This window comes from Agrobacterium sp. ST15.13.015 (assembly GCF_027871645.1).
Lineage (GTDB): Bacteria > Pseudomonadota > Alphaproteobacteria > Rhizobiales > Rhizobiaceae > Agrobacterium > Agrobacterium leguminum.
The window spans coordinates 381,143-406,366 of the sequence record NZ_JAQAHF010000004.1; the positions used below are offsets into that span (position 1 = coordinate 381,143).

At 60.7% G+C, this 25,224-nt stretch carries 20 protein-coding genes and 1 other RNA gene; 12 read left to right on the top strand and 9 right to left on the bottom strand.

From position 1 onward, the window contains the following. Positions 1-219: 219 nt before the first annotated feature. On the top strand, positions 220-1,506 hold the full coding sequence (locus tag PIB16_RS09105; protein WP_271045471.1) for a DUF2778 domain-containing protein: 1,287 nt from the start codon (positions 220-222) through the stop codon (positions 1,504-1,506). Between the two features lie 53 nt (positions 1,507-1,559). Here the strand turns inward: PIB16_RS09105 and PIB16_RS09110 are convergent, their stop codons facing one another. The 5 genes from PIB16_RS09110 to PIB16_RS09130 form a co-directional block, all read right to left on the bottom strand. Then, positions 1,560-1,985, bottom strand: a complete 426-nt coding sequence (locus tag PIB16_RS09110) for a DMT family transporter (RefSeq protein WP_078051864.1) — start codon at positions 1,983-1,985, stop codon at positions 1,560-1,562. Continuing rightward, positions 1,982-2,464: a DMT family transporter gene (locus PIB16_RS09115; protein ID WP_065655829.1), complete on the bottom strand. Its 483-nt coding sequence runs from the start codon at positions 2,462-2,464 to the stop codon at positions 1,982-1,984. The genes PIB16_RS09110 and PIB16_RS09115 overlap by 4 nt, the downstream gene beginning before the upstream one ends. Before the next feature lie 271 nt (positions 2,465-2,735). After that, positions 2,736-3,548, bottom strand: coding sequence for a glycosyltransferase family 25 protein (locus PIB16_RS09120; protein ID WP_137452983.1), 813 nt, complete (start codon positions 3,546-3,548; stop codon positions 2,736-2,738). Between the two features lie 102 nt (positions 3,549-3,650). Continuing rightward, positions 3,651-6,125, bottom strand: a complete 2,475-nt coding sequence (locus PIB16_RS09125; RefSeq protein WP_137452984.1) for an ATP-dependent helicase — start codon at positions 6,123-6,125, stop codon at positions 3,651-3,653. Between the two features lie 101 nt (positions 6,126-6,226). Further along, entirely contained in the window at positions 6,227-6,637 is a 411-nt protein-coding gene (locus PIB16_RS09130; RefSeq protein WP_271045472.1) for a carboxymuconolactone decarboxylase family protein, read from the bottom strand. A 240-nt stretch (positions 6,638-6,877) separates the two neighbouring features. On the opposite strand from PIB16_RS09130, the gene PIB16_RS09135 reads away from it, so the two are divergent. From PIB16_RS09135 to PIB16_RS09150, 4 genes are all read left to right on the top strand, one after another. Beyond that, entirely contained in the window at positions 6,878-8,029 is a 1,152-nt protein-coding gene (locus PIB16_RS09135) for an efflux RND transporter periplasmic adaptor subunit (protein WP_271045473.1), read from the top strand. Beyond that, positions 8,026-11,175, top strand: coding sequence for an efflux RND transporter permease subunit (locus PIB16_RS09140; protein WP_271045474.1), 3,150 nt, complete (start codon positions 8,026-8,028; stop codon positions 11,173-11,175). The genes PIB16_RS09135 and PIB16_RS09140 overlap by 4 nt, the downstream gene beginning before the upstream one ends. Before the next feature lie 133 nt (positions 11,176-11,308). Continuing rightward, the gene (locus tag PIB16_RS09145; RefSeq protein WP_125145609.1) at positions 11,309-12,721 is read left to right on the top strand and encodes an FAD-binding oxidoreductase; all 1,413 of its coding nucleotides are present in this window, start codon (positions 11,309-11,311) and stop codon (positions 12,719-12,721) included. A gap of 91 nt (positions 12,722-12,812) precedes the next feature. Beyond that, positions 12,813-16,532, top strand: a complete 3,720-nt coding sequence (locus PIB16_RS09150) for an AsmA family protein (protein WP_271045475.1) — start codon at positions 12,813-12,815, stop codon at positions 16,530-16,532. A 366-nt stretch (positions 16,533-16,898) separates the two neighbouring features. On the opposite strand, the gene PIB16_RS09155 is transcribed toward PIB16_RS09150, so the two are convergent. The 4 genes from PIB16_RS09155 to ssrA form a co-directional block, all read right to left on the bottom strand. Then, on the bottom strand, positions 16,899-17,108 hold the full coding sequence (locus tag PIB16_RS09155) for a ribbon-helix-helix domain-containing protein (protein WP_003522362.1): 210 nt from the start codon (positions 17,106-17,108) through the stop codon (positions 16,899-16,901). A 113-nt stretch (positions 17,109-17,221) separates the two neighbouring features. Further along, the gene (locus PIB16_RS09160) at positions 17,222-17,425 is read right to left on the bottom strand and encodes a DUF4169 family protein (protein ID WP_003522363.1); all 204 of its coding nucleotides are present in this window, start codon (positions 17,423-17,425) and stop codon (positions 17,222-17,224) included. 44 nt (positions 17,426-17,469) lie between these two features. Beyond that, positions 17,470-17,982 (bottom strand): SspB family protein, encoded by a 513-nt coding sequence (locus tag PIB16_RS09165; protein ID WP_020812051.1) that lies wholly within the window; start codon positions 17,980-17,982, stop codon positions 17,470-17,472. Between the two features lie 229 nt (positions 17,983-18,211). Beyond that, positions 18,212-18,586: a transfer-messenger RNA gene (ssrA, locus tag PIB16_RS09170) on the bottom strand. Between the two features lie 142 nt (positions 18,587-18,728). On the opposite strand from ssrA, the gene PIB16_RS09175 reads away from it, so the two are divergent. The 7 genes from PIB16_RS09175 to PIB16_RS09205 all read left to right on the top strand — a co-directional run bounded on the left by PIB16_RS09175 (position 18,729) and on the right by PIB16_RS09205 (position 25,210). Further along, entirely contained in the window at positions 18,729-19,037 is a 309-nt protein-coding gene (locus tag PIB16_RS09175; protein ID WP_003522365.1) for a DUF2853 family protein, read from the top strand. 90 nt (positions 19,038-19,127) lie between these two features. Next, complete coding sequence (locus tag PIB16_RS09180; RefSeq protein ID WP_271045476.1) at positions 19,128-19,922, top strand: thymidylate synthase; 795 nt, start codon at positions 19,128-19,130, stop codon at positions 19,920-19,922. Beyond that, entirely contained in the window at positions 19,919-20,446 is a 528-nt protein-coding gene (locus tag PIB16_RS09185; RefSeq protein ID WP_078051870.1) for a dihydrofolate reductase, read from the top strand. Before PIB16_RS09180 ends, PIB16_RS09185 begins: the two co-directional genes overlap by 4 nt. Positions 20,447-20,589: 143 nt before the next feature. Beyond that, a complete protein-coding gene (hflK, locus tag PIB16_RS09190) occupies positions 20,590-21,708 on the top strand; it encodes an FtsH protease activity modulator HflK (RefSeq protein ID WP_003522368.1) in 1,119 nt (372 codons plus the stop codon). 1 nt (position 21,709) lies between these two features. Then, positions 21,710-22,633 (top strand): protease modulator HflC, encoded by a 924-nt coding sequence (gene hflC, locus PIB16_RS09195; RefSeq protein WP_020812048.1) that lies wholly within the window; start codon positions 21,710-21,712, stop codon positions 22,631-22,633. A 192-nt stretch (positions 22,634-22,825) separates the two neighbouring features. After that, positions 22,826-24,370 (top strand): Do family serine endopeptidase, encoded by a 1,545-nt coding sequence (locus PIB16_RS09200; RefSeq protein WP_271045477.1) that lies wholly within the window; start codon positions 22,826-22,828, stop codon positions 24,368-24,370. Between the two features lie 90 nt (positions 24,371-24,460). Further along, positions 24,461-25,210 (top strand): SDR family oxidoreductase, encoded by a 750-nt coding sequence (locus tag PIB16_RS09205; protein WP_080856553.1) that lies wholly within the window; start codon positions 24,461-24,463, stop codon positions 25,208-25,210. Positions 25,211-25,224: the final 14 nt, after the last annotated feature.

A 25,224-nucleotide genomic window follows, 5' to 3' on the forward strand; every position in this document is an offset into this window, starting at 1 on the left:
GCAGTCTCGGCGCAAGTCATTGTTTTGCCTTCGCTTTACAATGCGCAGACCTTAACGAATTATTTTTGCAGGGACTCGTAAACACTTTGGTTACCATAATTCGTCATGCTTCGAACCAGTCAGTTCCGAAACCGGCGTGGTGTTTGCCCGCCCTTCGGATGTCCCTAAATCCCTCCGGCGTCGGCCGGGTGTGCGTGAACGGTTCGAGTAACGAGTATCATGGCGTTTTCTGCTGCGGCCTATAATGGCGCCGGTCTTGCCGGTTCGTCTTCCGTCAAGAGAGGCAAATCCTTTGCGTTCGGCCGAATGTCCGCCCTTCTCGGCGGCGGCGCCTTTGCCGGCCTTTTCGCCTTCGCCGCCTTTGCCTCGCTGCACAGCATGGCCGCCGCTTCGCATGGTGTCGGGCAGTTTGAAAAGACACTGGTGACGCGATTCGCTTCCACTGAGACGGCAATTGCCCACGCGGCCGCGCGGGATATTCACGTGCGCAAGTTTTCTCGCCTGAGCGACCACAGCCATGGCCAGCAGAAGGCGGTTCGCCTCGCCGGCATCATGCCCGAGATCGGCGCGAAAGAATTCGGTGAGCGCTTCGGCGCGGCTGCCAACGCAAAAGGGCAGGCGACCGTGAAGCAGCTTGCCGCGCTCAAGCCGTCGGCGATCGTCGATTCGGCGCTGGGTCGCACCCCCGAGGTTGCCTATCAGAGCGCCGTTCCGCAGCACCCGGCATTTGAAGTGGCGCTGGCGCGGCCGCAGATCGAGGAAGAGGCAAGCAGCCTGCTGCCCGATGATGTGCCGCTGCCGAGCTTCCGTCCCGAGGTGGCGATGGCTGAGACGGTTGAGCCGTCACCGCGTCCCGCGACATCGTCCAAGACCGAGGGCCATGTTCCCGACGTCGCTTCGGCACCGGCTTTCGATGCGCCGGTTCCCCTTCGCGCGCCTGCGCCGCCGAAGCAGAGCACCGGCGCCATGCTCGCCTTTGCAAAACCTGACAATCCGATGCGTGAGCCGAGCAAGATGGATGCGGTTCCGTGGCCGGATCGCGGCAACGGCACGGCGATCTACGATATTTCCTCCGGCGTGGTGCACATGCCGAATGGCGAGAAGCTCGAAGCGCATTCCGGCATCGGCAAGATGCGCGACAACCCCGATTACGTGCATGTGAGAATGCGCGGTTCGACGCCGCCTTCCAGCTATCGTCTGACGATGCGCGAGGCGCGGTTCCATGGCGTCGAGGCCATTCGCCTGACGCCCGAAAACGGCGTCAACCCGCACGGCCGCGACGGTCTTCTGGCGCATACCTACATGCTGGCGAAACGCGGTGAATCGAATGGCTGCGTGGTATTTCGGGATTACCCGCGCTTCCTTGCGGCCTTCAAGCGCGGCGAAGTCAAGCGCATGGTGGTGGTGCCGAAGTTGAACGGCAACCGGCCGACACTTGCAAGCAGCGGCGGTAAAAGCGGTGGCAAGACCCTGCTCGGCATGTTTTCGCGCGGCAGCGATTCCTGAGCTTTCCGCATTTTCCTGATGTAAAACCGCTGCGCACTTTTGCTGGAAATGCTCTAGCGACCGCGCCGCTGTGTCAGCACCATGCCGGCGAGGATAAGCAGAATGCCGAGTGCGCTTGCCCAGAGTTTCGGCGGATGATCGCCGAAAAGATCGAGAACCACGCCTGAAACCATCTGGCCGCTGATGACCAGAAGGGCGGTATTGACCGCACCGATGCGCGGAATGAGCCAGCTTCCCGAAGCGATGAAGACGACGCCGATCGGCCCGCCGATAAAGGCAAGCCAGGGCGCATCGGCGGCGCCCGGCGGAATGAGGCCGCCGACGATGAGGCCAATGACCGTCAGTACGGCAAAACCGACAATGTGGTTCCAGAACGATGCGATGAGCGGTGAGTTGGACAGGCTGAGACGGCCGTTGATCTGGCGGCTCAGCGCCACGAAGACGCCGCCGGTAAAGGCCATAGCGATCCAGACGATCATGCCGTTCTCCCGACAAGGATGATGAGTGCGCTGCCGCAGAGAATGAGCGCCACCGCCGCCATGTCCCGCAGGTCCGGCTTTCTTTTGGGCAGGCCGAAAAGGCCGAAAAGATCCGCCAGGAGGCTGAAGATCACCTGTCCGCCAAGCCCGAGCGCAATGGTGCCGGAAAGCGCCAGCGGCGAATTGACGGCGGTGGAGGTGAGGATGACGATAGCCGCACCCACGACCCCGCCGCAATAGGCCCAGAGCGGCGCTTTCGGTTTTTCCGCCGCGCCCACTTCTTTCTTCGGGCGCATGATGGCGAGATAGATCAGCGCCGCCACCGTGCCGGTGCCATGCGCCGTCCACGAGGAAAACAGCGCATTGCCGTAATGGGCAAGCTGACCGTTAAAATGCACCATCAATGTCAAAAGGCAGCCGCTGGCGAAGGCGGCGGCAAGATGCAGCGGGTTGAGGCGTGGATGCGTCGTGTCTGTCATGGCGGGCCGGAAAGCTGAAGATGGAGACGAGCTTTAGCCCATATGTGCCTGAAGCGGAATCGAATTGCGCCGGCGCACGGTTTTAGACGACATTATCCTGTGCGTTGCGGAACAAGCGATGCGGCCACGCATTATTCCACCATGAAGAAGACGACGCGCAAACCATTGAACCGGATGACGATTTTCGTCATTTCTATTTTCATTCTCGCAGCCGTGATCGCGGCGGTCTACCTCGTCGGCTTCACGCCCGGCGAAGTATAAGGCGGATCGATCAACGACCGGCTGGGGCGGTCTTGCCCTTGCCGCGCTCCATCGCAACGTGCACTTTGGCGACGGCGAAGCGAATGCTGCGCAGCAGGAACCGGCTGGTTTCCAGATAGGCGCGATAGGGCAGAACGGTGAAATAGCGCCAGCGCGGCAGGCGGTAGATGCGCAGATTGTTTTGGATCTGGCTTTCCCCGTCCGCATCCTGCGTAGCGCAGAGCGGGTAGAGGAAGGCCGCCTTCAGCCCTGCGAGATATTCCAGATCGAATGCGATGTCATAAGCGAGCCGCATGGGGATCAGCTTCGATATCCATTTTCCGGCGCGACGGTTGACGAGATAGGCTCCCGACCCTTTTTCCCGCGTGATGGCAATGGCGAGCGAACGACCATTGGAAAGCTGGCGGAACGGGAATTTGCGGCCATTGCTGACGGTCGTGAGCCGCAGCAAATCCCAATCGCCGCCATTCAGCACCGCCTCGTCGATGGCGTTGAGAAAATCATCGTCGAAGACCACGTCATCCTCAAGGATGAGCGCGATATCGGCATCGCCCGCCATGAATTTATTGGCGCAGGCGACATGGCTGAGATAGCAGCCGATTTCCGGCGGCGAGGTGCGGCGGCCATGCATGAGCATGTAGGAAATCTCGCTGAATTCCGGGATGGGGTAATTCAGTTCCCTGCCATTGACGCCGGGGACACGCTCCGCCTTGAGCCCCATGGCATCGAGGCGCGCGGTCATATCCGCGAGGCGTTTGGTGGCGCTATCCATATTGATCAGGAAAACGGCGAGCCTGCGCTGGCTTTTCGGTAATATATGCAACGGTGTCCTCGCCTGTTCCACTTCCCCATTGCAACTCCTTTATTGCAACGGCATGACGCGGGCTACGGAAAAAGCACCCTTCAGGCACTCATGGTTGCCGAATCAGACCTTTTCCACAAATCCGTCCAGCACACGCTTCTGCCCGGCGCGATCGAAGTCGATCGTCAGCTTGTTTCCTTCGATGGCAGAGATGTTGCCATTGCCAAATTTGAGGTGGAAGACGCGGTCGCCAACAAAGAATTTCGATGGCGTGTCGGCGACGGATTTCGCCACCAGTTCGCCGTCGATCGTGCGGGTGCGCGGGCCGCTTTCGCCATAACCGATCCGTTCGACCGCATGGCCGGAGCGGGTGCCCCAATTGTCACGGGTGGCGTCGCTGCGGTTCTGCTGCGCGCGCTTCCAGCCGGGGGTGGAATAGTTGTTTGTGAAAGGATCGGCCTTGTCGAAACGCGACTGACCATAGCCGCCGCGTCCGCCATAACCGCCGTAACTGCTGTCGGATGCCGCGACATCCACATGGGCGGGCGGCAATTCATCGAGGAAACGCGAGGGCAGGGTGGATTGCCACAGCCCGTGAATGCGCCGGTTCGACACGAACCAGATATGGCAGAGCTTCTTGGCGCGGGTGATGCCAACGTAAGCGAGACGGCGTTCTTCTTCCAGACCGGAGCGCCCGCCTTCGTCCAGCGCCCGCTGGTGCGGGAACAGACCTTCTTCCCAGCCGGGCAGGAAGACGGTGTCGAATTCCAGACCCTTGGCGGAATGCAGCGTCATGATGGAGACGGCATCGAGATTTTCGTTCTGTTCGGCATCCATGACGAGGGCGACGTGCTCGAGGAAGCCGCGCATGCTCTCGAAGGCCTCCATCGAGCGGATGAGTTCCTTCAGGTTCTCAAGCCGTCCGGGCGCTTCGGCCGTCTTGTCGGCCTGCCACATGGCGGTATAGCCGCTTTCGTCGAGAATCTGCTCGGCAAGCGTGGTGTGCTCGGTATTTTCCAAGAGACCCTGCCAGCGGCGGAAATCCTGCACCACATCGAACAGCGCCTTGCGCGCCTTCGGTTTCAGCTCGTCGGTCTCGATGATGTCGGCGGCCGCTGCCAGCATCGGAATATCGCGGGCACGGGCATAGTCGTGCAGGTTACGGATCGTCGTATCGCCAAGACCGCGCTTCGGCGTATTGACGATCCGCTCAAAGGCGAGATCGTCGGCCGGCTGGCAGACGAGGCGGAAATAGGCCATGGCGTCGCGGATTTCGAGGCGCTCATAAAAGCGCGGGCCGCCGATGACGCGGTAATTGAGGCCAAGCGTCACGAAACGGTCTTCGAACTCGCGCATCTGGAAGGAGGCGCGGACGAGAATGGCCATGTCGTTCAGATTATGGTTCTTGCGCTGGAGCTGTTCGATTTCCTCGCCGACCGCACGGGCTTCCTCCTCGGAATCCCAGGCGGCATGCACCACGACCTTTTCGTCATCCGGGCTGCTGCGTTCGGTGAAGAGCGTCTTGCCGAGACGGCCCTCATTATGGGCGATCAGATGGCCGGCCGCGCCGAGAATATGCTCGGTGGAGCGGTAGTTGCGCTCGAGCTTGATGACCTTGGCGCCGGGGAAATCCTTGTCGAAGCGGAGGATATTGTCCACTTCCGCACCGCGCCAGCCATAGATCGACTGGTCGTCGTCACCCACGCAACAGACGTTCTGCGGTTCGCCCTTGGCGCGCTGGGCAAGCAGCCTCAGCCACATATATTGCGCCGTATTGGTGTCCTGATATTCGTCCACCAGAATGTAACGGAACTTCTGGTGATACTCCTTCAGAATATCGGTGTGGCGGCGGAAGATGCTGATGGGATGCATCAGAAGGTCGCCGAAATCGCAGGCGTTCAGCGTTTTCAGGCGGTTCTGATAGGCGGAGTAAAGTTCGCGGCCCTTGCCATTGGCGAAAGCGCGGCTGTCGCCCTCCGGAATGTCCGGCGGCGTCAGGCCCTTATTCTTCCAGCCGTCGATCATGCCGGCGAACTGCTTTGCCGGCCAGCGCTTGTCGTCCAGCCCTTCGGCCTGAATGAGCTGCTTGATCAGCCGCACCACGTCATCCGTATCGAGAATGGTGAAGTCCGATTTCAGGCCGACGAGTTCGGCGTGGCGGCGCAGCAGCTTGACGCCGATGGAGTGGAAGGTGCCGAGCCACGGCATGCCCTCGACAGCGCCGCCGACGAGAACGCCGATACGTTCCTTCATCTCGCGGGCAGCCTTGTTGGTAAAGGTCACGGCAAGAATCTGGCTCGGATAGGCGCGGCCGGTGGCAAGAATATGGGCGATGCGGGTGGTCAGAACGCGGGTCTTGCCGGTGCCGGCGCCGGCGAGCACGAGAACGGGTCCGTCCAGCGTTTCTACTGCCTCGCGCTGTTCCGGGTTGAGGCCGGAAAGATAGTCGGGCGCAGCACGCGTCTGATCGCGCGCCGCCATGGCGCGGGCGGCAATGCCAAGCCCGCCGCCGCTTTCCGCACCGGCATTGTTCGTTGCCCTGCGCGGTGCGGCGGGTTCCTCATCGAAGAACGGCATATCGTCAAAACTGTTGCTCATGCGGCCCAATGTAGTGATTCGGGATATAAAGGCCAGAACCGTGTTCTGCTTTTATTCCGGTATCAACCGTCAAAACGCCCATTCCAAGGCATTTTTTTCGTTCATGTCTGCCTGTCGGCGTCGAAAGCGGGGTCAACGGGCACTTGCAACGCCACCGCAAGCTGGTTGGTCTTGGCGGCAAGCGCGATGACGCGCAGCAAATCGGCATGCTGCTCTGTCGTCATGCCCTTGGCTTTTGCTGCTGCCGTGTGGGAATGGGCGCAATAGGAGCAGCCATTGGTGACGGAAACAGCGATATAGAGCATTTCCTTCACCACGGGATCGAGAGCCGAAGGTGTCGCCATCACCGCCTTGACCTCACCCCATGTCTTTTCAAGCAGATCGGCATCGAAGGCGAGGTAGAGCCACATATTGTTGATGAAATCCGATTTGCGGGTGGCGCGGATGTCATCGAACACCGCTTTGACGCGCGGGTCGGTTTCCGGGTTTTCGGTCTTCGTCACGGTGCTCATGGCTTCCTCCGGTTATGGCGTATCGAGGGCGCAGATTAGCCCAACCGCGGATATTTGCGACAGGAATGCACGGATGGATTGCGGATTGGCTGCTTCTGGCGGCAATTGCGCCCAAATTACAATTACGTAAGGAACGGATTTGTGCGTTGCCTTGCCTCAGCCAAGCAGGAATACTGCATTTGTCCCGGAACGCAGGTTTTCGGGAATGCTTTATGCTGCGCGGATCAACCGGAGAAATATATGCGGGTCTGGAAACAGGTGGGTGTCAGTGTTGCCGTGGTGGGAGCGGGGCTCTGTCTCTGGGGCTTCTATTCGCCCGAAGCCCGCAATGTGCTCGCCAGCATGGGGCTTGGCAAAACGCCTGCCAGCGCCGTTGAGGTTGCCGCCGCTACGCCCGGTTCGGGTCAAAACGCCGGCGGTGCGCGCCGCAACGGCAACGCCACACTGGTGGTGACGGCCCCGGTGAAGAAAGGCACGGTCAATGACCGGCTGAACGCCATCGGTAATGGCGAGGCGATCCAGTCGGTTGTCGTCATGCCGCAGGCTTCCGGCACGCTTTCCGAAATTCGCACGTCGTCCGGTGCACGCGTCGTGAAGGGGCAGGTGCTGGCGCGGCTCGACGATGAAGAGCAGGTGATCGAGCGCGACAAGGCACAGGTGGCGCTGCGCAGCGCCGTTGAAAAATCCAATTCCTACAAGAACCTGAAATCCGTTTCCCGCCTCGATGTGCTGGATGCGCAGATTGCCGAGGAAGCCGCCAAGCTTGCGCTGAGCACCGCCGAACTCAATCTCAAGCGCCGCGATATCGTTGCGCCGATAGAGGGTGTGGCGGGTATCGTCGCCGCCAATATCGGCGATAACGTCACCACGCAGTCAACCATCGTCAGCATCGATGACCGTTCGGAAATTCTCGTCAATTTCTGGGCTCCCGAGCGGTTCGCAACCGCGATCAAGGTCGGCATGCCGGTGGAGGCCACGTCCATTTCCCGGCCGGGTGAGACCTTCAAGGGCGAGATCGAGGCCGTCGACAACCGCGTCGATGAGGCGAGCCGCACGATCCGCATCCGGGCGAAATTCAGCAATGAGAAGGACGAGTTGAGGGCGGGCATGTCCTTCGGCGTCACCATGCGTTTTGCCGGGGAAACCTATGCCTCGGTCGATCCGCTGGCCGTGCAATGGGATGCGGAAGGCTCTTACGTCTGGCGTGTGACCGACAATAAATCGAACAAAGTGCGGGTGCAGATCGTGCAACGCAATCCCGATGCCGTTCTCGTCAAGGCGGAGCTGGCGGATGGCGAACCTGTCGTGATCGAGGGCCTTCAGCGTGTGAGGGAAGGCGGCGCGGTCCGTGTTGGCAACCAGCCGAAGCCTGAAGAGGTTGCCAGCCAATGACGACGCAGCCACCCTCCGGGCAGGATTCCAAACTCGCCTTCACGGCATTGTTCGTGCGCCGGCCGATTCTGGCGGCGGTTCTCAACACGCTTCTGGTCGTTGCCGGCCTTGCGGCGCTGGTGGGCGTTGAAGTGCGCGAACTGCCTGATGTCGACCGGCCGACGATCAGCGTCAGGACCACCTATGAGGGGGCGGCGCCCGAAACCATCGATCAGGAAGTGACGCAAACCATCGAAGGTGCGGTGGCGCGGGTCAGCGGCGTCAAGTCCATCTCGTCCAACTCGCAATTCGGCACCAGCCGCGTGACGCTGGAATTCGGCGACAATGTCGATCTGGCGGTTGCCGCCAACGATGTGCGCGACGCCATCGGCCGCGTCACCAACCAGTTGCCTGACGATGCCGACGAGCCGCAGATCATCAAGGCGGATTCCGACAGCCAGCCGATCATGCGCCTTGCCGTCACTTCCTCCACGCTCAGCATGGAAGACCTGACCAAGCTGGTGGATGACGAGATCATCGACCGTCTGGCTGCCGTCGACGGCGTGGCCGATGTGGAGCTTTACGGCGATCAGGAAAAGGTTTTCCGGGTCGATCTCAATCAGGCGGCATTGGCGAGCCGTGGTCTGACGGTGACCGACGTTTCAAACGCGCTTGCCAGCGCAGCCCTCGACGTGCCGGCGGGGTCGCTGAAAAGCACGACGCAGGACATCGTCGTGCGTGCCACGGCCAGCCTGACGAAGCCCGAAGATTTCTCCAACCTTCTCATCAAGAACAATATCCGCCTCAGGGACGTCGCGACCGTCATGCTGGGCGCGGATGATGAATCCACCTCGCTGCGCTCCAACGGCGTGCAGGGTGTCGGTCTCGGTGTCATCCGGCAGGCGCAGTCGAACACGCTCAGCATCTCGACCGGCGTGAAGGCCGCCGTCGACGCCATGTCGGCCAATCTGCCCGAAGGTACGCGCATCGTCGTCACCAGTGACGATGCCGTCTTCATCGAAGGCGCGCTGCACGAGGTCGAGTTGGCGCTCGGTCTCTCGGCGATCATCGTCGTCGTCGTGCTTTATCTCTTCCTGCGCGACTGGCGTGCGACCCTTATTCCAGCAATCACCATGCCGGTGGCGCTGATCGGCACCATTGTCGCTATCTATATGGTCGGCTTCTCGGTCAATATTCTGACGCTGCTTGCCATCGTTCTGGCGACCGGTCTCGTGGTCGATGACGCGATCGTCGTGCTGGAAAATATCGTGCGCCGACGGGCGGAAGGCATGGGGCCGCGGGCCGCTGCCGTTCTCGGCACGCAGGAAGTCTTTTTCGCGGTCATCGCGACGACGGCGACGCTTGCCGCCGTGTTCATTCCGCTCTCCTTCCTGCCGGGCCAGCTTGGCGGCCTGTTCCGTGAATTCGGTTTCGTGCTGGCCTTCGCGGTGGGCCTGTCCTCCATCGTGGCGCTGACGCTCTGCCCGATGCTCGCCTCGCGCATGCTGAAGGAGGGGCTGAAGGAGCCGACGGGGCCGCTCGCATGGTTCGGCAATGTCTTTGCCTCCACCTACAAAACGACACTTTCCGCCTGCCTCAACAATCCGCTGATCGTCATCGTCGTGGCGCTGATCTTTTCCGGCCTGTCGTGGATCGCCTTCGGCATGATCCAGAACGAGTTGACGCCGCGCGAGGACCGCGCCTCGATCATGATGCGGGTCACCGCGCCGCAGGGCGTCAGCCTCGAATATACCCGCGACCAGTTGCAGCGGATCGAAGAAAACCTGCAGCCGCTGCGCGACAGCGGTGAAATCCGCAATATTTACTCCATCACCGGCATGAACGGCTCGTCCAATACCGGTTTCATGGTGCTGACGCTCGCGCCCTGGGCAGATCGTGAGCGCACGCAGAACCAGATTGCCGCCGATGTCACTTCCGCCGCCAACAGGGTGCCGGCGCTGCGCGGCAATGCAATGCAGCCGAACAGCCTCCGAATTCGCGGTGCCGGCAACGGCCTGCAGATGGCGATGGTTGGCAGCAACTATGCGGCGCTGACCGAGGCGACGCAGAAATTGCTGCTTTCCATGGAGGAAAGCGGCCTGTTCGATACGCCGCGTTTCGACAATGAACCCAACCAGGCGCAAATCTCCGTCTCCATCGACCGCGAGCGTGCGTCGGATCTCGGCATCGATATTACCGGCCTTTCGCGCGCCATGCAGTCGCTGCTGGAAGGGCGCTCGATTGTCGACGTCTTCGTGGATGGCGATGCGATCCCGGTGCGGCTCCTGTCCTCCACCCGGCCGATCAATGATCCGACCGATCTGGAAAACGTCTTCCTGAAAACGGGTGACGGCAAGATCGTGCCGATGTCGGTGATTGCTACGCTGAAGGAAAATGCGGTTGCGCCGCAGCTCAACCGCGAGCAGCAGCTTCCCTCCGTCGGCTTTACCGCCAACCTTAAGGACGGCGTTTCGCTGGGCGAGGCGCTGCAAAAGGTGAATGAGCTCTCGCAATCCGTCATGCCGCCAGGCGCCCGTCTCCTGCCGCTCGGCGAAGCGGCGACGCTGGAGGAAAATTCGAGCGGCATGTTGCTGACCTTCGGTTTTGCCATCGCCATCATCTTCCTCGTGCTGGCTGCGCAGTTCGAAAGCGTCTTGAGTTCGGTCATCATCATGACGACGGTGCCGCTCGGCCTTGCCTGCGCGGTCATCGCGCTGTTGGTCACTGGGTCCAGCCTCAACGTCTATAGCCAGATCGGGCTCGTACTCCTCGTCGGGGTGATGGCGAAAAACGGTATTCTCATCGTGGAATTCGCCAATCATCTGCGCGATCAGGGCGCAACCGTGCGGGAAGCCATTGAAAAGGCCACCAGCATTCGTCTGCGCCCTGTCATGATGACGATGATTGCGACCATTCTCGGCGGTGTTCCGCTGGTGCTGGCGCAGGGTGCTGGCGCGGAAGCGCGCATCGCGCTCGGCTGGGTCATCGTCGGCGGCCTCGGTTTTGCGACGCTGGTGACGCTTTACATCACGCCGGTCTCCTACCTGCTGATCGCCCGCTTCGCGAAACCGCAGGCGGATGAGGAAATCCGTCTTCACCGCGAGCTTGAACTTGCCGCCCGCCGCAAGGCGCTGGAAGAGGACAAGCCGCTGCTGGCGGCGGAATAAAAACGGTTGCCGCGAAACAGTGTTTGGTGCAATCGCGATGCTGGACAAAGCGTTAACCTTATCCCATACCACCTGACGGAATTTCGTAACGGATCGAATCCTTTACGGGCAGATGTTGCGGTGGAGACGGACGATGGCGCTGAAAGATGTGGTGGCGGGAAAGCGGAACGAAGAGGGCATCGCGTCGGCACTCGCGGTGCTGAAGCAGCAGCTCGGCGACAGGCTCCAGACCGGACAGGCGTTCCGCGAACAGCATGGCCACACCACCACTTATCTGACGCTGCAGGCGCCTGACGGCGTCGTTTTTGCCGAGAGCGCCGATGATGTGAAGGCGGTTGTAAAGGTCTGCGCGCAATATAAGGTGCCGGTCATTCCTTTCGGAACGGGCTCTTCGCTGGAAGGGCAAGTGAATGCGCCGAACGGCGGAATCTGCATCGATTTCAGCCGGATGAATCGCATCATTGAGGTGAATGCCGAAGATCTTGACGTGACGGTGGAGCCGGGCGTGACGCGCGAGGACCTCAATGTCTATCTGCGCGATACCGGCCTGTTTTTCCCCATCGATCCCGGCGCCAATGCCTCCATCGGCGGCATGGCCTCGACGCGGGCCTCCGGCACCAATGCCGTGCGTTACGGCACAATGAAGGACAATGTGCTGGCCGTTACCGCCGTCGTCGCCAATGGCGAGGAAATCCGCACCGCGCGGCGCGCCCGCAAGTCGTCTGCGGGTTACGATCTGACGCGGCTTTTCGTCGGTGCAGAGGGGACGCTGGGTGTCATCACTTCCGTGACGCTGCGCTTGCAGGGCATTCCTGAAAAGATCGCCGGCGGGGTCTGCACTTTCGACAGCATCAAGGCTGCCTGCGACGCCGTCATCATGACGATCCAGATGGGGGTTCCGGTCGCCCGCATCGAATTGCTCGACGAGGTGCAGGTGCGAGCCTGCAATGCCTATTCCGGCCTGAACTACGCCGAGAAACCGACACTCTTCGTGGAATTCCACGGCACCGAGGAAACGGCGGCGCTGCAATCGCAGCAGTTCGCCGAGATCGCCGCCGAATGCGGCGGCGTCGATTTCCGCTGGACGAGCGACGCTGCCGAGCGCAACAAGCTCTGGAAAGCGCGGCACGATGCCTATTGGGCTTCCCGCGCGCTCGCGCCGCATCTCGACGGGCTTTCCACCGATGTCTGCGTGCCGATTTCGCGGCTCGCGGATTGCGTGGTGGAAACGCAGCGGGATATTCAGGAAAACGGATTTCTGGCACCCATCGTGGGCCATGCGGGCGACGGGAACTTCCACGTCCTTATTCTGTTCGATGGCAAGGACGCGGAAAGTGTGGCGAAAACCGAAGCCTTCGTCGCCCGTCTCAACCGCCGCGCCATCGCCATGGACGGCACCTGCACAGGTGAACACGGCATCGGCCAGGGCAAGATGAGTTTCCTCGCCGAAGAGGCCGGCAATGCACTGGATCTCATGCGCGCCATCAAAACGTCGCTCGATCCCGATAACATCTTCAATCCGGGCAAGTTGTTCCGGCTTGTCTGATCATTCTCATATTTGATTGGTACAAAAGGCTGCTTGCCGTTAAGGCAGAAAAGAATAGGTTTGCAGCGTTCGCGAAGGGAGATGCAGGTCAGTGCTCGGACGTATTCTGGTTTTTCTGGGCGGACTGCTGGCCGTGGTGCTGTTTTCGGCGCTGCTTATTCCCTATTTCGTCGACTGGACGGATTTCCGCCGCGATTTCGAGGATCAGGCAAGCCGTATTCTCGGCAAAAAGGTGGTGGTGCATGGCCGCGTCGAAGCCCGTATCCTGCCTTTCCCTTCGGTAACATTGCATGATGTGCGCGCCGGAACGGATGCGGATGGATCGCCGCTCATTCAGGTCGCCCGTTTTTCCATGGATGCCGAGCTTGCGCCTTTCCTCTCGGGCGAGGCGCGTATCTTCGACATGCGCATCGAGGAACCCAAGGCCAAGATAAGGCTGCTTAAGGACGGCACGCTGGACTGGATGCGTGGCAGCCGGGCGGAAATTCCCGCCCGCACCGTGGTTCTGGAAAGCGTACAGATCGAAGGCGGGCAGATCGAATTCATCGATGAGCAATCCGGCCGCAACCGTGTCGTGACCGGTCTCAATGCCGACATGTCCGCCAATTCGCTGGCCGGGCCGTGGAAGGCGGAGGGACGCGCCGCCGTCGACGGACATCCGGGCTCCTTCTCGCTCTCCAGCAGCGAGCCGGATTATGCCGCCGGCCGCATGGGGCTGAGGATGCGGCTGGTGCCGGACGAACACCCGGTCGAGGTCGATCTCGATGGCGCAATTGCCGCAACGGCGGGAAAGCCGGCCTATAGCGGTTCTTTCTCCTTCAGTTTCCGTGAGGACGAAAAGCAGAAGCAGCAGGCCGGACAATCGCTGTTTTCCTCGCCCCGCACCCGCGGCAGCTTTGAACTCACCAATGAAAGCGTGCGTATCCCGAGCTACCGCATGGAACTCGGCGGCAGCGAAAATCCCTATGTCGTGACCGGGGAAGCAACGCTCGATACCGGCGCCAAGCCGGAATTCCTGCTGACGGCCGATGGCCAGCAGATCGATGTCGCTCGCTTTTCGCCGCCCGTCGTGCAGGCTGGCAAGACCTCGCGCCAGCCCACCGCCTCGGTGCGCCAGCGTATCGAGGCCTTTGCGGCCATGGTGGCCCGCATTCCGGTGCCGCCGGTGCCGGGCAAGGCCAGCATCAGCCTTCCGGCGCTCGTTTCCGATGATACGACCATTCGCGACATCAGGCTGGATGTGCGCCCTGAAGGCAGCGGCTGGCAGGTGGTGAATGCGGTTGCGACCCTGCCGGGCCGGACGCAGCTCGAAGCCAAGGGGTCGCTGACGCTTCTCGGCGGCCCCGCCTTCAACGGCAATCTGCTTCTCGCTTCCAACCAGCCTTCGGGTCTGGCGAACTGGCTTTCCGGTTCCGTCGATCCGGCGATCCGCCAGCTCAATGCAGCCGGTTTTTCCGCCGATGTCTCGCTGACGACGCTCAACCAGCGTTTCGACAATCTGGAGCTTGCAGTTGGCGATGCGTCGCTGAAGGGTGAACTGGAGCGGCGCTCCGACGGCAAGACTTCCAATCTTTCCATCGATCTTGCCGGCAATGAAATTGATCTCGATGCGCTGAAGGCGCTCGGCAGTCTGGCGCTTGGCGATCAGGTCGGCAGTTCCGTGCTCGACCACCGCATTACCGCGAAATTCAAGGCCGACCGGTTCAACATGGCCGGTGTGACCGCCAATCATGTCGAGACCGCCTTCACCATGGCAGGCGGCGTTCTCTCGCTGGAGAACATGACGGCCGGAGACATCGCCGGTGCGGAAGTCAGGGCAAGGGGTGAGCTGCAGGGTTCGCTGCTGAAATATGCGGGCAAGGGCACGGTGAACCTGCATGCGGCGGATATGCAGCCGTTCTTCACCATGCTGCAGCAGAAATTGCCGAACCATCCATTCCTCAGCCGTCTGGCGGCGAGTGCGCCGTGGTACGCCAATTCCGACCTGGCAATGGACGTTTCCGTCAATAGCGAAAATGGCGGCGCCAATGTCGCCGTTTCCGGTACCGTCAATGGCAGCCGGCTGTCGGCCGTGGCCAAAATGCCGGATTTCCTGTCGATCACCGATGATACCGCCATGTCGCTGGAAGCGGTCCTGAAAAACCAGTCGACGGCCATCCTGTTCGGGCAGGCGGGGCTCGATCCGCTGCCCTTTGATGCGGATGGCGAGGGCCTTCTATCCATCAAGCTCAACGGCACGCTCGGCTCGCCCGCCCAGACGGAATTGCGCTTCTCGACGGAGCGCACGCATTTTTCGATGAACGGTTCCTTTGCCGTTTCGTCTGCCAATTTCGGTGAGGGCAGCGCCGACGTGGCGCTCGAAAGCGCCGACATAGAGCCCTATCTCATCATGAACGCCGTTGGGCTGCCGCAGCTTGGCGGCGGCATGGCGTTGAAGGCCAACGCGAAAGTGGCGGTGGATGGGCAGAAGATCGCGCTTTCCTCGATAGGCGGGCAGGCGGGCGGAAATCCGTTCTCGGGCAATCTGACCTTCCAGCGCGCCGCGCCCTATCCCGTCACCGGCGATCTTGCGGTCAGAACGGCCGATCTCGCCTGGCTGGGTGATGCGATCTATGGGCCGGTGATCGATCCGGAAACCGGGGCGCTCAACGCCAAGCCGCTGGCCATGGCCGCGTTCCCGCAGCTCAAGGCTTCGCTTGCCTTGAAAGCGGAAAGCTTCGAGGCCGGCCCTTTCGGCACGGTCACGGGTGTTTCGGCCAAGGTCACGCATGATGCGGGCAGCCTGTCGCTCGACGATGTTGCCGGCACCTTCATGGGCGGCAAGCTGACGGGACGGCTCGCCATGTCGACGGGCGAGGGGGCGGGCATTTTCCGCACCAAGATCGCGGTCGCCGACGCCAATCCGGAGCCGATCCTGTGGGCGAATGCCAACGGGCCGGTCGCGGCGGGCCGGGTCGCCATCGACCTGACGGCCGAATCGACCGGCAAGAGCGTCGGTGAAATGCTGAAATCGGCAGGCGGCTCGGGTGAAATCCGGGTCGGCGGGCTGGTGCTGAAGGGGCTCAATCCCGGCACTCTGCCGCCGATCCTGCAGGCGGCGGACGGCTTGCAGCAGCCGATCGACGCGCCCAAGGTGCGGCCGCTGGTGGACCAGAGCCTGTGGCAGGGTGAAATCGGCCTCGGCGATGTGGCCTTGCCGTTCTCGCTGAATGGCGGCGCGCTTCATTTCAAGAATTTGCGCGCGGGGATCGATCCGGTAACGCTGACGGCCGATGCAACGGTCGATCTTGCGGCTTCGACGGTGAATGGTGACCTCGATCTCCTGTTCAATCCCGGCACCGAAACGGTTGCGGGGGCCGAGCCTTCGGTGCGCCTGAACTATAACGGCCCGCTTGCCGCGCCGGCTTTGACGACCGACGTTTCGGCGCTCAGCAATTACCTGTCGCTCCGGGCTTTCGAAAAGGAGCGCCGTCGGGTGGAGGCCATGCAGGCCAGCGTTCTCGAAAAGCAGCGCCTGCGCCGCGAAGTGGCGCTTTATCGCTCGCAGGCGGCCGAGCGGCAGGCCGAGAAGGAACGGGCGGAGGCGGAAGCCAAGGCCAAGGCCGAAGAAGAGGCGCGTCTGAAGGCTGCGGCCGAAGAACGTCTGCGCCAGGAAAAGGAACAGCAGGAGCGGTTGCAGCAGCAACAGCAACAGCACGAACAGGGGCAACAGCCGACGCCGGAGCGGCAATCCGCGCCGGTTCTGGTGGTGCCTCCGACGGAAAATGCCATCCGGCAACTGGCGCCGGAAAGTGCTCCCGCGACGCCGTGAGCTTGCGGGCAGGGGAGGGCTGATCGGCCTTCATATTGCGAGAGTGGGGAAACCTGTCCCGGAACGTTGCATCATCCTCGAGCATGAGTCGAGAATCTCACGGTAAACCCGTTCCCTAACGGCGGAAACCCGGGAACGCTTCGTGGTGATGTGAGGGATGGCAACGGTCGGGGAACAGCATTTGAAAGCAAGGCTACGCAATACGGGAAATGCCTTGCAGCGCAGACTAGGCCGCCAATGTTTAATGAATGCTTTCACGGCGTTACGAGTTTTTGGCAGTAATTTTTGTAGTCCGGGGGGACAAATCCGGATAGAGGCATCCACAGGCCGTGACCGATTGCGTATCTTTACTCACGCCGGAAAACCTCAGCGGGTTTTCAGCCAGTTCAGCACATAAACCCGCAGCGACGAGGACAGATTGCTGTCGGCGGAGCGGTTGTCGTCTATTTCGGCAAGCAGGGCCGCGAAACTGATCTTGCGTCTTTCCGCAATGGTTTTCAGTTCGTCCCAGAAGGCGTCCTCGAGTGAAATGCTGGTGCGGTGGCCGTGCAACGTCGCGGAGTGCTTGCGGATCATCAGATCGGTCTCCGGTGAAACCGGTTGGAGGTCTGAATCATGTCTCCCCGGCAAGTCCCTGTTTTGCGATTCTTTTCGGATAGTCCCGAAATCCGCGACGGCCGGCCGGCCTGTCAGTCTTTGCCGGTCCCGTCATCGTTTTTTTCGAGCCGCCCCTGATCGAGCGCCTTTTCGGCCTTTTCGTTCAGGGCTGAGGTAAGATTTTTTTCGGTCTTGGTGCGGCCAAAGGACAGGCGGTTCTGCTCCGCCTGTTTTTCTTTTTCGCTACGGGCTTTCTGTTTGCGAAACTGGCGCAGATTGACGATATCGGCCGCCATGGGGATATGTCTCCTCGGGTTTCGTAAGCGCTGCGTAAAAGCCGTTATTGCTTCTTGCGGAAGGCATCCAGCGAAACGACCGAGCCTTCCTTCTTTTCCTCGCCGGATTTGGGCGTCTCGGAAGCGGCAGCGGGCTTTGCCTCATGGGAAACGGGATAAGCGGTGATCTCTGCGTCTTCGATTTCCTCTTCTTCGGCCAGAGGCACGTCGAATTCGAGCTCGAAATTGACGGAAGGATCGTAGAAACCGCGAATGGCGTTATAGGGGATCACCAGCTTTTCCGGCGTATCCGAGAAGGACAGGCCGATTTCGAAGCCGGTTTCGGTTACTTTCAGGTCCCAAAACTGATGCTGGATAACGATGGTCATCTGCTCGGCATATTTCGCCTTGAGGTGCTGGGAAATCCGCACGCCCGGCGCGCCGGTCAGAAAGGTGATGAAGAAGTGGTGGTCGCCGGGCAGACGGCCGGTTGCGGCCACTTCACCCAAAACCTTACGAATAACGCCGCGAAGGGCATCCTGTGCGAGAATGTCGTAACGGATATGATCCTGCCCCATGCGGTCCTGTCTTTCCCTTATTCGAACGTCTTTTCATGCACGGCGCGGCTTGCGCGCCAAGGACGCTGTAACACTTTGAATCTTCGCGTAATCCTTGAGCCGGGATCATTTCCGATCCTGACGCTCACGCGTTGGCCAAGTATACGCAATGTCCTGGACGGCAGCAACGGAAAAGCCGATGCCGATTGCGAGTCAGCTATCATATAACCAATTCAGGCAAAATGGAGAAGGTGGAGGTTTCTGTTGCCAGGTACCTCCGAACCCCGCCTCACGGGGCTAACCGTGAGGACTTTAGAGCGGAATTCCCGCACCGCCATTAGGCAGCGAGAGCATATTCCTTAGCGTTGTTGTCGTTTGCAACTACACTTGTGACCCGATAACGGCGGTATCATGCCGAGCAAAAGTTCGATCTTTACGCCCTTGTCGATCCTATTTCGCCCCCATCAAAAGCCGGCCTTCGTTTCATGAAAGTCCGCCGGTTTTTGGTGGAGGCGCCGGGTACCGCCCCCGGGTCCAATAGGTTTATTACACCGACCGTTTATCGCCATAGCCGGGTTGCCCCGGCAAGGCTCATATAGGCGTTTCGACCGCCTGAGAAAAGGGGGGTGATGACAATTCCATGAAAAGGTTTCGTGATTGCGGCCCGCACTTTAGACAATTCTTGACGACGAGGGATTGCTGTCCCATTGTCCATGCAACCGGTCACCAGAAGCAACACCGGGCCGGGGACACACGAAGGAGTGGACATGACTGACTATCTCGCAGATGTGAAGAAATACGACGCAGCAGCCGACGAAGCGGTGGTCGGCAAGATCGTCAAGCATCTCGGCATCGCCCTGCGCAACCGGGATTCCTCGCTGGTGTCCGCTTCCGATCCGGAAGAGCTTGCACGTGTGAAGGCGAGCTGGTGCGGCAAGAAGCTCGGCGTGACCGACGGCACGGCCGATCAGGCAATCGATGCCGTTGCCAAGGCCATGGCTGCGGACCGCTCCAAATCGCGCGTGACCTTTTATTATCTGGTCGCCAAGGAACTGGGCAAACTCCAGTCGCTTTGATTTAACGGGGATAAGCCCGCATTAGATGATTGGTTCTGCCGCCCTGTGCTATTATATTGCCCTGATATCAGGGAATCGGCGGCAGAACGCATGAAACAATATCTCGATCTTCTCCGGCATGTGATGGAAACCGGCTCCGACCGCGGAGACCGCACCGGTACGGGCACGCGCTCGGTGTTCGGTTACCAGATGCGTTTCGACCTTTCCGAAGGTTTTCCGGTTCTCACCACCAAGAAGCTGCATCTGCGCTCCATCATTCATGAACTGCTGTGGTTCCTGAAGGGCGATACCAATATCGCCTATCTCAAGGAAAACGGCGTTTCCATCTGGGATGAGTGGGCCGACGAGAACGGCGATCTCGGCCCGGTCTATGGTGCGCAGTGGCGGTCCTGGCCCGCGCCGGACGGTCGCCATGTCGATCAGATCGCGCTTTTGATCGAGAGCCTGAAAACCAATCCGAATTCCCGCCGTCACATCGTTTCGGCCTGGAACCCGGCGCTGGTGGACGAGATGGCGCTGCCGCCATGCCATTGCCTGTTCCAGTTCTATGTTTCCGATGGAAAGCTGTCCTGCCAGCTCTATCAGCGCTCGGCCGACATTTTCCTCGGCGTGCCGTTCAACATCGCCTCCTATGCGCTTCTGACGCTGATGGTGGCGCAGGTCACCGGCCTGAAGCCGGGCGATTTCGTCCATACGCTCGGCGATGCGCATATCTATGCCAATCATTTCGAGCAGGCGAAGCTGCAGATGACCCGCTCGCCCAAGGCCCTGCCGACGATGCGCCTCAACCCGGATGTGAAGGACCTTTTCGCCTTTAAGTTCGGAGACTTTACGCTGGAAAACTACGAGGCCGATTCAAGTATCAAGGCGCCGATCGCGGTATGAGCGAGCCGCGCGTCACCATCATCGTTGCAGTGTCCGAAAACGGCGTCATCGGCCGCGACCTCGACATGCCGTGGAAACTCTCCACTGACCTCAAACGCTTCAAGGCGATGACGATGGGCAAACCGCTCATCATGGGCCGCAAGACATTTTTATCCGTCGGCGAGCGTCCATTGCCGGGCCGCCCGCATATAATCGTCAGCCGCAATGCCGATTACCGGCCGCAAGGCGTGGATGTCGTCTCCTCGCTGGAGGAGGCTTTGAAGCTCGCCGCAAGCAAGGCTGCGGAACTGGGTGTGAATGAGGTCTTCGTGGCCGGTGGCGGCGAGATTTACCGTCAGGCCATGCCCTTCGCCGATCAACTTTCCGTCACCCATGTCGCGGTAAAGCTCGATGGCGACACTTTTTTTCCGGAAATCGATCCTGCCGTTTTTGAGAAAACCGAGGAAATCCCTGCTCCCGCAGGGGAAAAGGACAATTATCCGGTTCTGTTTACCACTTATGTGCGAAGAGCCGCGTCAAAGTGAACTATTTACCCTGATTGGGTATTTAGTTACCACCTCTGCGTTGAAACGGACGCTTCTCCTTCCTATAACGGGTCGATATTCCCGCCGCACGCGAGCAATCGCTTTCGAACGGAACCGGGAGAGGCTTTTATAAAGAGGTATTGATGCCCTGGAGCAATCAGAATGGCGGCGGCGGCCCTTGGGGCGGCGGCGGTGGAGGAAACAACCAGGGCGGCGGTGGCGGCCCATGGGGGCAGGGGCCTAACCGGCCTCGCGGCGGTGGCGGCGGCAATGGCGGCCCGCCCGATCTGGAAGAGATCATCCGGCGCAGCCAGGACCGTTTCAAGAATGTGCTGCCCGGCGGCTTCAACGGCGGCGCAGTTGCCATCGTGGTTCTCGTCGTGCTGGTTTTCCTCGGCATCCAGTCCATCTATACCGTCCAGCCGGACGAGCGCGGCGTGGAACTGCGTTTCGGCCGCCCGAAGGACGAAATCTCGATGCCCGGTCTGCATTTCCATCTGTGGCCGATCGAGACGGTTGAAATCGTCAAGGTCACCGAGCAGCAGCAGAATATCGGCTCGCGCGCCTCATCGTCTTCGTCTAGCGGCGTGATGCTGACCGGCGACCAGAACATCGTCAACGTGCAGTTCTCGGTGCTCTATACGGTTTCCGATCCGAAATCCTATCTCTTCAACGTCGACAGCCCGGCCGAAACCCTGCAGCAGGTTTCCGAAAGCGCCATGCGCGAAGTCGTCGGCCGTCGTCCGGCACAGGACATTTTCCGCGATAACCGTCAGGCGATTGCGGCGGATGTGCGCACCATCATCCAGTCCACCATGGACGGTTACGGCGCCGGCATTTCCATCAATGCCGTGGCGATCGAAGATGCGGCGCCGCCGCGCGAAGTGGCCGATGCCTTCGATGAAGTGCAGCGTGCCGAACAGGACGAAGACCGCTTCGTTCAGGAAGCCAATCAGTACGCCAACCAGAAGCTCGGCGCCGCTCGCGGTCAGGCCGCGCAGATCCTCGAAGAAGCGAATGCGTACAAGTCGCGCGTCGTTAACGAGGCGCAGGGTGAGGCGCAGCGCTTCGTCTCCATCTATGACCAGTATCGCACCGCGCCGGACGTGACCCGCCAGCGCATGTTCCTGGAAACGATGGAGCAGGTCCTGAAGGGTTCCAACAAGATCATCATCGACGAAAAACAGGGCGTGGTGCCTTATCTGCCTCTGAACGAGATCATGCGCAACAATCCGGGCGCAGCACAGCAGGGAGGCAACTGATATGGGTAACCGTCTTTCTGCCATTCTCGTCGGCCTCGCCGTCGTGCTTTTCCTCGGTTACTCGTCGATCTTCGTCGTCAACGAGCGCCAGCAGGCCATTGTCGTCCGCTTCGGTGAAATCCAGGATGTGAAAACCGCGCCGGGCCTCTATTTCAAGCTGCCCTTCGCCTTCATGGATGCCGACCGGGTGCAATATATCGAGAACCGGGCGCTGCGCTTCGATCACGACAATATTCGCGTTCAGGTTTCCGGCGGCAAGTTCTATGAGGTCGATGCCTTCGTGGTCTATCGCATCACGGATGCGCGCCGCTTCCGGCAGACGGTCTCGGGTGACCAGATGTCGGCGGAATCGCGCCTGCGTACCCGTCTCGACGCCTCGCTGCGCCGGGTCTACGGTCTGCGCGGCTTCGAATCGGCGCTCTCGGACGCCCGTGCATCGATGATGCAGGAAGTACGTGATGATCTGCGTCCCGATGCGGAATCGCTCGGTATCAGCATCGTCGATGTCCGCATCCGCCGTACCGATCTGACGCAGGAAGTCTCGCAGCAGACCTTCGAGCGCATGAAGTCGGAACGTCTGGCCGAGGCAGAGTTGATCCGCGCCCGCGGTAACGAAGAGGCGCAGCGTCGCCGCGCCATCGCCGACCGTCAGGTCGTCGAACTGGAATCCGACGCCCGCCGTCAGTCCGAAGTGCTGCGCGGTGAAGGCGATGCGGAGCGCAACAAGGTGTTCGGCGAGGCTTTCCAGCGCGATCCGAACTTCTTCGAGTTCTATCGCTCCATGTCGGCCTATGCCAATGCGCTGAACGGCAACGGCACGACGCTGGTTCTGTCTCCGGACTCGACCTTCTTCCGTTATTTCAACAATATCGACGGTGCGGCCCCTGCCGCTCCGGCTGCCCCTGCGCCAGCGCCGGCGAACTGATAGCGGAAAAAATGATTTTGGAGGGGCCGGTTTTACCGGCCCTTTCTTTTTGGTCCGTTTTCGTGCCAATGCTGTGGCTAAGGGCAAGGCGTCTCCCGCCTGTTCACGAAAAGGTATTTTTACACTTCATCATTCCGCCTTATGCTTTGCCGATATATGCAGGGCAAGACTATTTGAAACGCGAGGACGCTTATGGCCGTGACCCTTCTTTCGCCTTTTCGCAGCAGCATCGCCGCAGTCGCGGGCATCGCGCTTGTGGCAGGCAGCCTGACGGCACCGGTTGCTGCGAGAGCGCAGAGCCATGGGCCGGAATCGGTGGCAGATCTCGCCGAGCCGCTTCTCGATGCGGTCGTGAATATTTCCACGTCGCAGAACGTCAAGACCGAGGGCAAAGGGCCCGTTCCGCCAAAGCTGCCGGAAGGTTCACCGTTCCAGGAATTCTTCAAGGACTACTTCGACAGCCAGAAGCCGGAAGGCGGCGAAAAGGTGAGTTCACTGGGCTCGGGTTTTGTCATCGATCCGGCCGGCTACGTTGTCACCAACAACCACGTCATCGAGGGTGCCGACGCTATCGAGGTGATTTTCCCGAACGGCTCGAAGCTCAAGGCGACGCTGGTCGGCACCGATACCAAGACCGACCTTTCGGTGTTGAAGGTGGAGCCGAAAACGCCGCTGAAGGCCGTCAAGTTCGGCGATTCGCGCAGCATGCGCATCGGCGACTGGGTGATGGCCATCGGCAACCCCTTCGGGCTTGGCGGCTCGCTGACAGTGGGTGTCATTTCCGCGCGCGGGCGTAACATCAATGCCGGTCCCTATGACAATTTCATCCAGACGGATGCGGCCATCAACAAGGGCAATTCCGGCGGTCCGCTTTTCAACATGAAGGGTGAGGTTATCGGTATCAATACGGCGATCATTTCCCCGAGCGGCGGTTCGATCGGCATCGGTTTCGCCGTGCCGACGGAGCTTGCCCAAAATATCGTCCAGCAGCTCATCGAGTTCGGGGAGACGCGCCGGGGCTGGCTCGGCGTTCGTGTCCAGCCCGTCACCGACGATGTGGCGGCAAGCCTCGGCATGGACAGCGCCAAGGGTGCGCTGATTTCCGGCGTCGCCAAGGGCGGACCGGTAGAGAACGGCCCGATCCAGGCCGGCGATGTCGTGCTGAAATTCGACGGCAAGGATATTCATGAAATGCGCGACCTCTTGCGGATCGTGGCGGAAAGCCCGGTCGGCAAGGAGGTCGATGTGGTAATCCTGCGAGACGGCAAGGAGGAAACCGTCAAGGTCAAGCTTGGGCAATTGCAGGATACGACCGACGAAAAGGCCCCGGCCGAAGATCAGCAGAGTGAAGATGGCGATGGCGGTGTGGTTGCCCCGGAAGATGATGGCGGCGCCGACGATCAGGCGCAGGACCAGACGCCGGAAGTGCGCGAGGCGCCGCAAAGCGTGCTCGGCATGAATCTCGTGGTGCTGAGCAACGAGTTGCGCACCGAAAAGGGCATTGCCGAAAGCGTCGAAGGCGTGCTGGTGGCGAGCGTCGATCCGGGTTCGCCCGCCGAGCAGAAGGGAATGAAGGCCGGCGATATCATCGTCGAGGTCGGGCAGGACTTCATGGAAGTGCCGGGCGACGTGCTGGTGCGCGTCAACGGCCTGAAATCCGAAGGCCGCAAGAATGCGCATATGATGGTGGCCGATGCGCAGGGCAATCTGCGCGTCGTGGCGCTGCCGCTGGAATAAGGCGTTTTCCGCCCGGTCAGGCAGGAATCGGGTGGTTGTGATCCCGGCCGCTCTCTAATTCTTGGTCTCCATCGAACGGAGGCCAAGAATATGAAATTACTCGAAAACAAGGTTGCCATCATCACCGGCGCGTCATCCGGCATCGGTCGGGCGACGGCAATGCTGTTTGCCGCCGAAGGTGCGGCCGTTGTCATCAATGCGCGCGGCGAAAAGGCCCTGCATGAGGTTGCCGCAGACATTCGTGAGGCCGGCGGTTGCGTCCACACGGTTGCCGGCGATGCCGGTATTGCCGAAACCCATGCCCGGTTGGCGGATGCGGCCATAAGCGTCTTCGGTGGCCTCGATATTGGCGTCAACAATGCCGGAGCGGTGGGAGCCATGAAACCGCTGGCGGAGATTTCGCCTGCGGAATGGGATCATGCGCTCAATGTCAATCTCACCTCCGCCTTTCTGGGCGCGCGTTACCAGATTCCGCCGATGTTGATGCGGGGTGGCGGTTCCATCGTCTTTACCTCAAGCTTTGTCGGCACCAGCGCCGGCATACCGGGCATGGCGGCTTATGGCGCGGCCAAGGCGGGGTTGATGGGGCTGGTGAAAGGCATCACCGCCGATTATGCGGTCAAAGGCATTCGCGCCAATGCGCTGCTGCCCGGCGGGGTCGATACAGCTGCTGCGGGAGACGACGCCCAGAAGGAATGGGCCGCCGGCCTGCATGCGATGAAACGTATCGCTGAGCCGCCGGAAATTGCGCGGGTAGCGCTTTTCCTCGCGAGCCCCATGGCGAGCTTCGTCGCCGGTGCCGCTCTGTTCGCCGATGGCGGCAATGCCGCGGTGAAATGACCTTGGGAACCGGC